14 protein-coding genes and 1 other annotated feature are annotated in these 13,174 nt (G+C 26.1%); all 14 genes read left to right on the forward strand.

Features of this window, described 5'->3' with window-relative positions:
* The first annotated feature begins 60 nt into the window (after nucleotides 1-60).
* Entirely contained in the window at nucleotides 61-1,521 is a 1,461-nt protein-coding gene (locus tag FRIFI_RS05515; RefSeq protein WP_166505250.1) for a UDP-N-acetylmuramoyl-L-alanyl-D-glutamate--2,6-diaminopimelate ligase, read from the forward strand.
* Nucleotides 1,522-1,669: 148 nt separating this feature from the next.
* Complete coding sequence (locus tag FRIFI_RS05520; protein WP_166505251.1) at nucleotides 1,670-2,629, forward strand: DUF2232 domain-containing protein; 960 nt, start codon at nucleotides 1,670-1,672, stop codon at nucleotides 2,627-2,629.
* 4 nt (nucleotides 2,630-2,633) lie between these two features.
* Complete coding sequence (locus tag FRIFI_RS05525) at nucleotides 2,634-3,365, forward strand: glycerophosphodiester phosphodiesterase family protein (RefSeq protein WP_166505252.1); 732 nt, start codon at nucleotides 2,634-2,636, stop codon at nucleotides 3,363-3,365.
* A 60-nt stretch (nucleotides 3,366-3,425) separates the two neighbouring features.
* Nucleotides 3,426-3,675 (forward strand) — a binding site (T-box leader).
* A gap of 111 nt (nucleotides 3,676-3,786) precedes the next feature.
* Complete coding sequence (tyrS, locus tag FRIFI_RS05530) at nucleotides 3,787-4,992, forward strand: tyrosine--tRNA ligase (protein ID WP_092926276.1); 1,206 nt, start codon at nucleotides 3,787-3,789, stop codon at nucleotides 4,990-4,992.
* A 208-nt stretch (nucleotides 4,993-5,200) separates the two neighbouring features.
* Nucleotides 5,201-5,731 (forward strand): hypothetical protein, encoded by a 531-nt coding sequence (locus FRIFI_RS05535; RefSeq protein ID WP_166505253.1) that lies wholly within the window; start codon nucleotides 5,201-5,203, stop codon nucleotides 5,729-5,731.
* Between the two features lie 195 nt (nucleotides 5,732-5,926).
* Complete coding sequence (locus FRIFI_RS05540; protein WP_166505254.1) at nucleotides 5,927-6,274, forward strand: DUF4870 domain-containing protein; 348 nt, start codon at nucleotides 5,927-5,929, stop codon at nucleotides 6,272-6,274.
* 176 nt (nucleotides 6,275-6,450) lie between these two features.
* Entirely contained in the window at nucleotides 6,451-7,377 is a 927-nt protein-coding gene (locus FRIFI_RS05545; RefSeq protein ID WP_092926270.1) for a DMT family transporter, read from the forward strand.
* Between the two features lie 278 nt (nucleotides 7,378-7,655).
* A complete protein-coding gene (locus FRIFI_RS05550) occupies nucleotides 7,656-8,207 on the forward strand; it encodes an NADH peroxidase (protein ID WP_092926268.1) in 552 nt (183 codons plus the stop codon).
* 121 nt (nucleotides 8,208-8,328) lie between these two features.
* Nucleotides 8,329-9,009: a Crp/Fnr family transcriptional regulator gene (locus tag FRIFI_RS05555; RefSeq protein ID WP_166505255.1), complete on the forward strand. Its 681-nt coding sequence runs from the start codon at nucleotides 8,329-8,331 to the stop codon at nucleotides 9,007-9,009.
* 118 nt (nucleotides 9,010-9,127) lie between these two features.
* Nucleotides 9,128-10,135, forward strand: coding sequence for an anaerobic sulfite reductase subunit AsrA (gene asrA, locus FRIFI_RS05560; RefSeq protein WP_166505256.1), 1,008 nt, complete (start codon nucleotides 9,128-9,130; stop codon nucleotides 10,133-10,135).
* Nucleotide 10,136: 1 nt separating this feature from the next.
* Entirely contained in the window at nucleotides 10,137-10,928 is a 792-nt protein-coding gene (gene asrB / locus FRIFI_RS05565) for an anaerobic sulfite reductase subunit AsrB (RefSeq protein ID WP_166505257.1), read from the forward strand.
* A gap of 11 nt (nucleotides 10,929-10,939) precedes the next feature.
* Nucleotides 10,940-11,902, forward strand: a complete 963-nt coding sequence (asrC, locus tag FRIFI_RS05570; RefSeq protein ID WP_166505258.1) for a sulfite reductase subunit C — start codon at nucleotides 10,940-10,942, stop codon at nucleotides 11,900-11,902.
* Nucleotides 11,903-12,013: 111 nt separating this feature from the next.
* Nucleotides 12,014-12,646, forward strand: a complete 633-nt coding sequence (locus FRIFI_RS05575) for a DUF975 family protein (RefSeq protein ID WP_207733513.1) — start codon at nucleotides 12,014-12,016, stop codon at nucleotides 12,644-12,646.
* A gap of 170 nt (nucleotides 12,647-12,816) precedes the next feature.
* Nucleotides 12,817-13,122 (forward strand): hypothetical protein, encoded by a 306-nt coding sequence (locus FRIFI_RS05580; RefSeq protein WP_166505259.1) that lies wholly within the window; start codon nucleotides 12,817-12,819, stop codon nucleotides 13,120-13,122.
* The last annotated feature ends 52 nt before the right edge of the window (nucleotides 13,123-13,174 follow it).

Below are 13,174 nucleotides of genomic sequence, written 5' to 3' on the forward strand. Positions count from 1 at the left end.
TATATCATAAAAAATCATATGTAAAATATACTGTATTAAACAATAGATAAGGAGGATATGATGAGATTAGATAAAATTTTAGAGAATGTAGATACTTTAAATATATATGGAGACAAAAATATTGATATAGATAATATATATTATGATTCAAGAGAAGTAACAAAAAACAGCCTGTTCATATGTATAAAAGGATATAATACTAATGGACATTTATATATAGAAAATGCCATAAAATCTGGAGCTAAGGCATTTTTAATAGAAGAAGATATAAATATAGATAATATGGATAAGTATACATTTATAAAAGTAAGTAATACTAAAGATGTCATGGCAAAAATTGCATCTAATTTTTATAATGAGCCAAGTACAAAATTAGACGTAATAGGAATAACAGGAACAAATGGGAAAACTAGCGTATCAACTCTTTTAAAGGAGATATTAAATAAAGTTAATAAATGTGGTCTTATAGGAACTATCGAAATAGACAACTCAAAGGAAAAAATAATACCTAAAAATACAACTCCAGAAAGTTTAGACCTTCAAAAAAGTTTCAATGATATGTTAAAAAATAACTGTAAATATTGCGCTATGGAAGTATCTTCTCATGCACTTAGCTTAGGTAGAGTGAAAGATACTAGTTTTTTAATGGGATTATTTACAAACTTAACTGAAGAACATTTAGATTTTCATAAAAATATAGAGGATTATAGAAACTCTAAAGAAAAGCTATTTTATATGACAACAAAAGCAAATATAATAAATATAGATGATGAACATGGTAAGATTATATTAAATAATATTAAAAACTTAGATATACCTGTATACACTTATGCTATAAATGAACATGCTGATTTTATGGCAAGTGATATTATATTAGAAAAAGATCATATAGAATATAAAGTAAAAACTCCAACTTATGAAGATTATATCTATGTAAATATACCAGGAAAGTTTAGTGTATATAATACATTAGGAATAATAAGTATTTGCTACATATTAGATATAGATATAAACATAGTTAAAGAAGTATTTAGAAATACTAAAGGTATTAAGGGTAGATTTGAAAGCATAAAAAATAATAAAAAACTAAATGTTATAGTAGACTATGCACATACTCCAGACGCTTTAGAAAATATATTAAAAGCTTCAAAAGAATTTACAAAAGGCAAGGTAATAACAGTGTTTGGATGCGGAGGAGATAGAGATAGACTAAAAAGACCTATAATGGGAAAAATAGCACAAGAATACTCTGATGTAGCTATAATAACATCAGATAATCCAAGATGTGAAGATCCCCATAAAATAATTAATGATATATTAAAAGGTATTAATATAAAAAAGGATAATTATATAATTATAGAAGATAGAAAAGAAGCAATATATAAGGCAATAGATATGGCAAATGATAAAGACTTAGTTATAATAGCGGGAAAAGGACATGAAGATTATCAAATAATAGGTAAGAAAAAGCATCCTTTTGATGATACAAAAGTAGCACTTGAAGCTATAAATTTAAAGTAGGCAACAAATAAACTCATATATATTAATAAAAGGAGCTGTGAATATTCACAGTTTCTTTTATATTATAATAAAGCATGCTTTATTATTTTTTTTAGAAGTATTATAATATACGGATAAGCTAAATAAAAATTAAAAGGTAGGTAATTTGATGAATGAAACTAAAAAGTTAACAGAGTCAGCAATACTATCCGCACTATTTGTTATAAGTACCTTACTATTTGTAGGAATTGGTTTTGGATATGCACTTTACATAGATTTTATAGTTCCTGTATTTTTTTCAATAGTAGTACTTAGATGTGATTTTAAGTATTCAGCACTTTCTGGAATAACATCACTTTTAATAGTATGGTTGATACTTGGGAATATAGGCATAGCTATATGGTGTAGCCAAAGTGTAATACTTGGAATACTTTGTGGCTACTTTATAAGTAAGGATACATCTATTATGGATGATATGGTATATACTTCTTTTATAGGCGTTGTACTTATGGTATTTGTAGATGTATATGCATCTAAGTTAATAGGATACAGCTTTATGAAAGAGTTTCAAGGATATATAAATATACTAAAGTCGGGAGAATATGTACAAGTTATTTATTATATACTTATAGCTGCATTTCCTTTTGGAACTGTATTTTCTATATATATTTTATCCTTATTTATGTGCAAGAAATTAAATATGCTAAAAGGAAATATAAATAAAAAATTTGAAATTATAGCTAACTTTAGAAGACTTTCAAGATTTGTATGTTGTTCTAAAAATGTATTTTATGTATTATCAGTATATATTTTTATAGTAGAAGTTTTTAAAGCGTTTAATATAAACATAGATAATACATATCTAAAAACTATAATAATAAGTATAGAGTATCTATCATTTTACTTTGTGATAAAAGATGGATATACAGCAATACAAAATTATTTATTATCTAAAAATAAGAAAGTAGCTCATATAAGGATATTATCTATTTTAATGTTAATAGCATTGGTATTAATATTTAAGATAACTACATTTATTATAATCATAATTAATATAATATTAGATATAAAGGTAAATATAAGAAATCAACAAATAGGAATATTAAATAATATATTAAGTAGAGGGTGAAAATGTGGTTAAGGATGTAAGTTTTATCAAAAAATGTCCCTTTTCACATAGAGGACTTCATAACAATATATATCCAGAAAACTCTATGGGGGCTTTTATAAATTCTATAAAATATAACTATGGTATAGAATTAGATGTACAACTTACAAAAGATAAAAAGGCAGTAGTATTTCATGATGAGTTTTTAGAAAGAATGACAGGATATAAAGGTACTATAAATAATATGACTTATAATGAAATAAGCAAACTAAGGCTATTAAACACTGATGAAAAGATACCTCTTTTAGTGGACGTATTAGATATTGTAAATAACAGGGTACCAGTCTTAATAGAATTAAAGGCTCTTGGAGATGCTATAGATATGAGTAGTGAGGTTTATAAGATAGTAAAAAATTATGAAGGTAAGTTTGCTATACAGTCTTTTAATCCAAGGGTACTTCTATGGTACAAAGAAAATGCAAATAATATAATAAGAGGGCAAATATCATTTGATTACAAAGATACAATAATAAAATGGTACAAAAAAATATTTTTAAGGGGAATGATACTAAATTTTAAAACAAAGCCTGACTTTGTATCTTATGATATAAAAAGTATTCAAAGTAAAAGGGTTCAGTTAATTAGGAGTAATATTCCAGTTATAACTTGGACTATACTTAATTGTAATCAATATAAAAAAGCATCCAAATATGCAGATAATATAATATTTGAAGGTATAGATCCAAATAAATGTTAAAAAGTATTGACAAAATATAATTTTAAGAATATATTATAGACATAAATGAAAAAATATTAATATAAAGCTATGATAAGAATTAGTAGGATTAATGTATTCTAACAGAGAGTTTCCGGTAGGTGAGAGGAGCAAGAAAAGTTAATTTGAATACATCTTGGAGCAGTTTTCCTGAAAGATAACAACCACTAGGGAAAAACGGAGTAGCATACGTTATAATGCTAGGGTATAATTTTGTACCTAATGAGGTTAATACTGTGAGGTATTAATAAATTAAGGTGGTAACACGTAAGCACAAGCTTTCGTCCTTTTATAAGGATGAAGGCTTTTTTTAATACAAAAAAGTTTTATATCATTAAAAAATGATTTGCTAAAAAATAAGACTTAAGCAAATTTATAAATATAAAATAACAGGAGGGTAAATATGTTTAATTTAGATGAACAAGTAAAAATTATATTAAAAGGTGTAGAAGATTTAATAGATGAAAAGGACTTAAGAGAAAAATTAACTAATGCTCACAAAGAGGGAAGACAGTTAGTTGTTAAGTTAGGTCTTGACCCATCAGCACCAGATATACACTTAGGGCATACTGTTGTTCTTAGAAAAATGAAGCAATTACAAGACTTAGGACACAAGGTAGTAATAATAATAGGAGACTTTACAGGAAAGATAGGAGATCCAACTGGAAAATCTCAAGCTAGAAAGGCATTAACTACAGAGCAAGTTTTAGAAAATGCAAAAACTTACCAAGAACAAATATTTAAAGTTTTAGATAAAGAAAAGACAGAAGTAAGATTTAACAGTGAATGGCTAGGAAAGTTAAACTTTGAAGATGTTGTTAAATTAGCTGCAACTATAACTGTTGCTAGAATGTTAGAAAGAGAAGACTTTAAAAAGAGATATGAAAGCCATACTCCAATATCAGTACACGAATTCTTCTACCCATTAATGCAAGGATATGATTCAGTTGCTATAAAAGCTGATATAGAATTAGGTGGAACTGACCAAAGATTTAACTTACTTATGGGTAGAGCACTACAAAAAGAATTTGGTCAAGATTCTCAAGTAGTTATAATGATGCCTATAATAGAAGGACTAGATGGCGTTAATAAAATGAGTAAGAGTTTAGGAAACTACATAGGAGTAGATGAAGAAGCTGGTGTAATGTATCAAAAAGCTATGGAAATACCAGATTCATTAATAGTTAAATACTACAACTTAGTAACTGATGTTCACCCTGATGTAGTAGCTGAAATAGAAAAAGATTTAAAAGAAGATAGAAAAAATCCAAGAGATATAAAAATGGAACTTGCTAAAGAAATAGTAAGATTATACCACGGAGAAGAAAAAGCAAACTTCGCTGAAGAAAGATTTAAATCAGTATTCCAAAAAGGACAAATACCTGTTGATATATTAACAGTAGAAGCAGATGCTAATGATTTTGATTTAGCTCAAATAATAGTTGATAACAAGTTAACTCCAAGTAAAAGTGAATTAAGAAGATTAGTTAAGCAAGGTGGAGTTAAAGTAAATAGTGAAAAAATAGCTGATTTACAAGAAGTAGTAGCTGAGGGTGAATTAGTAGTTCAAATAGGTAAGAAGAAGTTTATAAAAGTAGTTGTAAAATAATATAATTAAAAGAGATATAAGAAACTAACTTATATCTCTTTTTGGATTAATATCCTAATATACCTCACATTATACTTAATGATAAAATATATTATACTAAAGATTAATAGATGATATAACAAGTACTAATTAGAATAAAGCAGTTGTAAAAAATAATGATAAATGTTATATTTTATCTATTAAAGACGAAAAAGAGATGAGGAGCTATATGTATTTACCAAGTAAAATAACTAAAATATTATCTAATATGAATAGGTCTTATATCATATACTATAGTAAAGGAAAAATAACATCTGTAGTAGTTGACAATAAAAATATAACTATAAGTGCTAGTACAAAAGGATATTTAATAGATATAAAAGGTTCTAAAGTTATATTAAATGATCTAAAATCAATCAAACCTTTACTTATGAAGTTTAGCACAAGTCAAGTTGATAAAAGCAAAAGTTTTAAGATATCAGAGAATTTAGTTGAGTTATTTGCTGAAAATGAAAAGACATTTGCTGTTGAGTATTTAAATGGAAATGTAATATCTATTATAATGGATAAACCAAGTGTAAAGATAGAAAAAACTGCAACTGGATATTTTTTAGAGATAAATTATAAAGAAATAGCAGTAGATAGCTTAACAGATGTTAAAAGGTTTTTATCTAAAATGAATATAATAAATGAAAATCAAAAAGAATCTAACAAAAATCAAGAAGAAGATCTATATAAACAATTAAAGCTAGATATATAAAATAAATTTTTGATATATACAAAAATCATATTTCATATATCTTTAATATGAATATAATATTTTTGGAAGTGGATATGACTAAAAATACACACGTATTCATGAGGAGAAGGGAAATTTTATAAAAATGTTTTCCTGGGAAATTTTTAATACTTAAATTTTATATAGTTTATAAACTATGTAAGAAAGGATATAATTATGGATGATTATAGAAAATCAATATCTAGAGAAAATATTATAATGCTTTTAATGGCAGGTGGAATTATAGTTTTTAATTTTATAGGGTTTATAATATCATACTTTGTATGGAAAGATTATAGTAAAGACTCAGACTTTATAGCTAGAAATGGTAGAAGACTTTTGAATTTTCACATATCATTTTTTATATATGAAATAATATCTGGATTATTAGTATTTTTGCTAGTTGGAATGGTATTATTACCACTAGTATCAATAGCCTATTTAGTACTTAATATAATAGCTATGATAAGATATGGATCATATAGAGATTATGATTTCCCATTTACACTTAACATTATAAAATAAAATAAAAAGAACTACATTTAATATATTATGTAGTTCTTTTTTTATGCACTAATTAAATTATATATAAAATAAAATTATTTGAAAATTATGAATAAAAGAAATGTTAATGTATTTACAAAATATGTCTAGTATATTAATGTTAATAGTGAGTTATATCAAAAAAAAGGGGGAAAAAGATGAAAAAAACATATATTTCACAAATAGGATTACTAATAGTTGCTATGATTTGGGGAAGTGGATTTGTAGGAACACAATTGGCGCTAGATGGGGGACTTACGCCACTGCAAATAATAACACTTAGATTTTTTATAGGAGCGCTTTTGATAAATTTAATCTTTTTTAAACAGATAAAAGAAAATGTGAGCAAAGATGCAATAAAGTATGGTTGTATATTAGGATTTTTTCTATTTACAGCCTTTGTTGTTCAAACTATAGGGTTAGTTTATACAACACCATCAAAAAATGCATTTATAACTGCTACTAATGTAATTATAGTTCCGTTTATAGGATTTTTAATGTATAAACAAAAACTTGATAAAATGGGTATAATAAGTAGTATATTAACAGTTATAGGAATAGGTATACTATCGCTTGAATCAGATTTTTCTATTAATTTTGGAGACTTTTTAACTTTAGTATGTGCTTTTGGATTTGCATTTCATATATTCTTTACAAGTAAATATGCTGTAAGGTATAATCCAATAGTACTTACAGCTATACAATTTAGTGTGGCATTTATACTTTCATTATTTACACAAATACTTATGGGAGAGGGAAGTATAAATGCTGGTATAGATGGATATCTAGGTGTATTATATCTAGGAGTATTTAGTACTACTGTTTGTTTTTTGGTGCAAACTATATGTCAAAAAAGTGTTGAAGGAAATAAGGCTGCTATAATACTTTCAACAGAAGCAGTATTTGGAACAATTTTCTCTGTAATTATATTAAAAGAACTAGTAACATTAAGAATGATTTTAGGAAGTTTTATAATATTTGTAGCCATCATAATGGCTGAAACTAAACTATCTTTTTTAAAGAAAAAAGACATATACATAGAAGAAGCATGTATAGAATCTAACGAAGATACAAGTAAATCTTAATATACATTATATAAAATTAATAATTTAATATAAAAATGGGAAAATAAGGTTGTAATTATGACTGTATAGATGGTAAACTTATATTTGTAAAAAATTTAAATTTATTGTTTAGGGGATGCTACACCGGGTATATATAAAATATGATCGATAAGATATTAAATATCTTATTTATAAATAATAAGAATTTATTATTTAGTTAATGTATTTTAGGGTATATAGTATAGTAGTTAAATAATGAATTTAAATTAAATTAATATATAAATTGGAGGAGTATAATCATGAAAAAATTTGTTTGTACAGTATGTGGATACATACATGAAGGAGAAACTGCACCAGAAAAATGTCCAGTATGTGGAGTTGGAGCTGATAAGTTCGAAGAAATGAAGGGTGAAATGGTTTGGGCTGACGAACACAGAATAGGTGTTGCTAAAGGTGTAGACGAAGAAATATTAGAAGGTTTAAGAGCTAACTTTACTGGAGAATGTACAGAAGTTGGAATGTACTTAGCAATGAGTCGTCAAGCTGATAGAGAAGGATACCCAGAAGTTGCAGAAGCTTACAAGAGAATAGCATTTGAAGAAGCAGAACATGCTGCAAAATTTGCTGAATTATTAGGGGAAGTTGTTGTAGCTGATACTAAAGCTAACTTAACTGCAAGAGTAGAAGCTGAATATGGAGCAACTGAAGGAAAATTAAAAATAGCTAAGAGAGCTAAAGAATTAGGATTAGATGCTATACATGATACAGTTCATGAAATGTGTAAAGATGAAGCTAGACATGGTAAAGCATTCTTAGGATTATTAGAAAGACATTTTGGAAAGCAAAACTAATTATAGTTTAAATAAAGGGGTCATCTCATATGAGATGGCCTTTTTTAATTTTTATAATAATATGTGATATACTAATTAAGTAGATAAATAAAACTATAATAAGAGTGAATATGGTGAAGAGATGATAAAAAGCAGTTATATAGATAATATAAATATATTTAAAAATTTAAAAGATGAAACAAAAGAAGAACTTAAGAAATATAGCAACACAATAAAATTAGAAAAAAATGAAGTTTTATTTGAGGAAAAAGAAAAAATAAATAATATATACTTTGTTATAGATGGAAAAGTATCTATATTTAAAATAAATGAAAATGGCGATAGAAAAGTAATATTTATATTAAATGAAGGCGAAATGATTAATGAAATAACTACAGATAAAAAAAGAGAATCATCAGTATTTTGTGAAGTCTTTGAGAACGCCACTATACTAAAATATAATATAGATGATTTTATAAAGGTTATGGAGAAAGATTTTTACTTAACTAAAAATATAATAAATTACATGGAAAGAAGAAATAGAAGATTATATAGACAACTAAAAAATTCAATTTCTATAAAAATGGATAAAAAGTTAGCAGCTAAATTATATAGAATAAGCAAAGAATTTGGAACAAATAAAGGAGTATGGACATTAATAGATGTAAATATAAGCATAACTTATTTATCAGATATGCTAGGATGTAAAAGAGAAACTTTATCAAGGGCAATGAAAACACTTCAAAATGAAGGATTAGTTAAATTAGAAAATAAAAAAATATTTGTTAAAGAAAAAGGATTATCAGAGTACTTTAAGAAATAGTAAAACATTAAAGTTTTGCTATTTCTTTTTATTTTTATAAAAACGTGATATTAATCACGGAAAATAATTATAATAAATGTTAAAATTTTATCAATAGAAAAGGGAAAAGGTGATTGTTGTGAAGATAAAATTAAGCAAAGAAAATTTTAATGAAAAATTGAAAACACTTAGTAATGAATATAAAATATTAGCACCAGTATCATTAGAATATATGGGAACTTTCTCAGATACAGACGTTGTAAGATATAAAGAAGTAAGTTCTTTAGATGAAATGGAACTAAATAGAAAATCAAACTTTTCTGCCAAGGAAATAGTATTTCCTATAACACAAATATTATTTTATTTTACAGAAAATGAATTTAAGGAAAGCGATATTGATGATAAAAAACTATTAATCTTTTTAAGAGCATGTGATATAAATGCAATGAAAAGACTAGATGAGATATATTTAAAAAATGGAATTGATGAAGATTATTATTACAAAAAATTAAGAGAGAAAGTAAAATTTGTTCTTGTTGGATGTAGAGAAAGTTTTAGAAATTGTTTCTGTGTAAGTATGGATTCAAATAAAACGGATAATTATTCTATGGGAATTAAAATAGACGATAATGAAGTTTTCCTAGAAATAAAAGATAAGGATTTAAAAATATTTAATGGAGAAAAATGTGAATTTGAAATAGATTTTGTAAAGGAAAACTTATTTAATATAGAAGTGCCACAAATAGATAAAATAAACTCTAAAGAAATATCTAAACATGAAATGTGGCAAGAGTATAACTCAAGATGTATAGCTTGTGGAAGATGCAACTTTGTATGTCCAACATGTTCTTGTTTTACTATGCAAGATGTTTTTTACAAAGAAAATGAAAAAGTAGGTGAAAGAAGAAGAATATGGGCAGGATGTCAAGTTGACGGCTTTACAAGTATGGCTGGAGGGCATGAATTTAGAAAAACTAAGGGTGAAAGAATGAGATTTAAAACAATGCATAAAATATATGATTTCAATAAGAGATTTGGCTACAACATGTGTGTAGGGTGTGGAAGATGTGATGATGCTTGCCCTCAATATATATCATTTTCAAAATGTATAGAAAAAGTAAATGAAATAAGTAAGGAGAGAAAGTAATATGAATTCGTATATTCCAGTAGGAGCTAAGATAATAGATATAGTTAAACATACAGATATAGAGTGGACTTTTAGAGTAGAATGTAGTACTAAAGATGTACTTCCAGGAAAATTTTATGAGATATCAATACCTAAATATGGAGAAAGTCCAATATCTGTAAGTGGATATGGTGATAATTATATAGATTTTACAATAAGAAGTGTAGGAAAAGTAACTAATGAAATATTTAATTATAAAATAGGAGATAAATTCTTCATAAGAGGACCATATGGAAATGGTTTTGATATAAGTATATATGAAAATAGAGAAATAATAGTAGTTGCAGGAGGAAGTGGAATTGCACCAGTTAGAGGAATTGTAGAATATTTTTATAATAATCCTCAAAAATTCAAAAGCTTTAAATTAATAGCTGGATTTAGATCACCACAAGATATATTATTTAAAGATGATTTAAAAAGATGGGGTGAAAAATTAGATGTAATAGTTACTGTGGATAAAGGTGAAAACGATTATAAAGGTAATGTTGGTTTAGTTACAAAATATATACCAGATTTAGAAATAAAAGATGTAAATAATACATCAGCAATAGTAGTAGGTCCTCCTATGATGATGCATTTTACAGTAGGCGAATTTTTAAAAAGAGATTTGGCAGAAAATAATATATGGGTTTCTTATGAAAGAAAAATGTGTTGTGGAGTAGGTAAGTGTGGTCATTGTAAAATGGATGATACTTATATTTGCATAGATGGGCCTGTATTTGATTATTCTTATGCTAAAAATCTTATAGATTAGGAGGGAATGTTATGATAAGAGATTTAAATACTAAAAAGACAATGAAAAATGCTTATAGAATAACTAAAAATAGATACGAAACAGCATTAAGAGTTAGAATTCCTGGAGGATGTGTTGACTCTGAAAGTTTAATGATAGTATCAAAGATAGCAAATGAGTATGGAAATGGTCAAATACATATGACTACTAGACAAGGGTTTGAAATACTTGGTATAAAAATGGAAGATATGGAAAAGGTCAATAAGCTTGTCCAACCAATTATAGAAAAAATGGAAATAAATCAAGAAGAAAAGGATAAAGGATATTCTGCTGCAGGAACTAGAAATATAGCATCATGTATAGGAAATAAAGTATGCCCAAAAGCGCAATACAATACAACTGAGTTTGCAAAGAAAATAGAAAAAGCAGTATTTCCAAATGATTTACATGTAAAAATAGCTTTGACAGGATGTCCAAATGACTGTATAAAAGCAAGAACTCATGATTTTGGAATAATAGGAATGACTTTACCGCACTACGAAAGAGATAGATGTGTATCTTGTGGGGCTTGTGTTAAAAAGTGTAAGCAGTTATCAACAGGTGCATTACATGCAGAAAACTATAGGGTAATAAGAGACCACAGTAAATGTATAGGATGTGGAGAATGTGTACTTAATTGTCCTACAAATGCATGGAGTAGAGATCCTAAGAAATATTATAGATTAGCTATAATGGGAAGAAGCGGTAAGAAGAATCCAAGGTTAGCAGAAGATTTTTTAATATGGGCAGATGAAGAAAATATAATTAAGATAATACTAAATACTTATAAGTATGTAGAAAAATATATAGATAAAAGTTTACCAAAAGAACATATTGGATATATTGTTGACAGAACAGGATTTATGGAGTTTAAAAAATGGGCACTTGAGGGTGTAGAATTTGATGATATTACTATTATAAAGGATAATGTATACTGGAGTGGAATAAAATATTAAATAAATATAATGACAAAACAAAGTCATTACAATATTGTTAATATAGTATAAAATATATCCAATATTTGTTAGAATATAATAAACTAACAATATAATTGGAGGGGAAGGCATATGATTTCAAGAGCTGAATTAAAAAATAGTGCTAAAATGCAATTAAAGGGTCATTGGGGATTAGCAATATTAACATGTTTAATATATACTATAATAGTAGAAGGAACAGGTGTTGAATCAGGGACAGCTACATCTTGGTTAAATGAAAATATAGTTATTACTTTGAACATAATAGGATTAATATTTGCAGGTCCAATACAATTAGGATTTAGTAGATTTATATTAAATTTAGCAATAGATAATGAAAAAGCTAAATTTACAGATTTATTCTCTGGATTTAATGTTTTTATAAAATCTTTTGTAATAAATTTAATAATAACTATAGCTTCAGTAATAGGAACATTTTTATTTGTAATACCAGGTATTATAGTGATGTTAATGTTCTCACAATCATATTATATATTAGCAGAAAATCCAGAGTTATCAATAATGGATTGTTTAAAGAAAAGTGCAAATATGATGAAAGGCTTTAAGTGGGAATTGTTTATATTAGAACTAAGTTTTCTAGGTTGGGCTATATTATGTGTATTTACTTTAGGAATAGGGTTCTTATGGTATACACCATATTATTATACTACATTAGGGAATTTTTATTTAAATTTAAAATCTATTTCTAACGAAGATATCTTGTAAAAATAATACAATATTTATATATAAATAAAAAAATGTATACTTGTCAGAACTGGCAAGTATACATTTTTTTATTAAAAATATTATTATATTAATCTAATATATATTAATAAAAACTATCACCATTTATCCTAAAAATAAATACTATATAATTAGAAAGGGGGATTAGTAAAATGAATTTAAAAAGAATTGACGAAAATAAAGATTTACAAAGTTTAAGAGATAAATGTAAAAGATTTTTAAATTACCACGTTGTATTAATGATGGAAGATGGACAAGTATTTGATGGAATTATTGAGAGTGTAGATGAAGATGGTGTTACTGTATTAGTTGGGGAAGATGTAATTGTAGATGAAGATAATAATCAACTAAGACGTGGCAGACAATTTGGAAGACCTAGAAGATTTAGACGTTTTAGACGTAGAAGATTCCCACTTAATCTTTTACTTGCCCTATCATTATTACAATTTCCTTTTTAAAAATTAATCTTTAACTTAAAATAGGAGCTATCTCCAAGTAGAAATTTGCTCC

The sequence above is a fragment of the Romboutsia hominis genome (genome assembly GCF_900002575.1).
GTDB classification, from domain to species: Bacteria; Bacillota; Clostridia; order Peptostreptococcales; family Peptostreptococcaceae; genus Romboutsia_C; species Romboutsia_C hominis.

Bases quoted from the DNA above. Each gene is read 5' to 3' on its own strand.
- FRIFI_RS05540 (WP_166505254.1), top strand. From the start codon at position 5,927: ATGGATGATTATAGAAAATCAATATCTAGAGAAAATATTATAATGCTT.
- FRIFI_RS05515 (WP_166505250.1), top strand. From the start codon at position 61: ATGAGATTAGATAAAATTTTAGAGAATGTAGATACTTTAAATATATAT.
- FRIFI_RS05580 (WP_166505259.1), top strand. From the start codon at position 12,817: ATGAATTTAAAAAGAATTGACGAAAATAAAGATTTACAAAGTTTAAGA.
- asrB (WP_166505257.1), top strand. From the start codon at position 10,137: ATGAATTCGTATATTCCAGTAGGAGCTAAGATAATAGATATAGTTAAA.
- FRIFI_RS05555 (WP_166505255.1), top strand. From the start codon at position 8,329: ATGATAAAAAGCAGTTATATAGATAATATAAATATATTTAAAAATTTA.
- FRIFI_RS05535 (WP_166505253.1), top strand. From the start codon at position 5,201: ATGTATTTACCAAGTAAAATAACTAAAATATTATCTAATATGAATAGG.
- FRIFI_RS05545 (WP_092926270.1), top strand. From the start codon at position 6,451: ATGAAAAAAACATATATTTCACAAATAGGATTACTAATAGTTGCTATG.
- FRIFI_RS05575 (WP_207733513.1), top strand. From the start codon at position 12,014: ATGATTTCAAGAGCTGAATTAAAAAATAGTGCTAAAATGCAATTAAAG.
- asrC (WP_166505258.1), top strand. From the start codon at position 10,940: ATGATAAGAGATTTAAATACTAAAAAGACAATGAAAAATGCTTATAGA.
- tyrS (WP_092926276.1), top strand. From the start codon at position 3,787: ATGTTTAATTTAGATGAACAAGTAAAAATTATATTAAAAGGTGTAGAA.
- FRIFI_RS05550 (WP_092926268.1), top strand. From the start codon at position 7,656: ATGAAAAAATTTGTTTGTACAGTATGTGGATACATACATGAAGGAGAA.
- FRIFI_RS05520 (WP_166505251.1), top strand. From the start codon at position 1,670: ATGAATGAAACTAAAAAGTTAACAGAGTCAGCAATACTATCCGCACTA.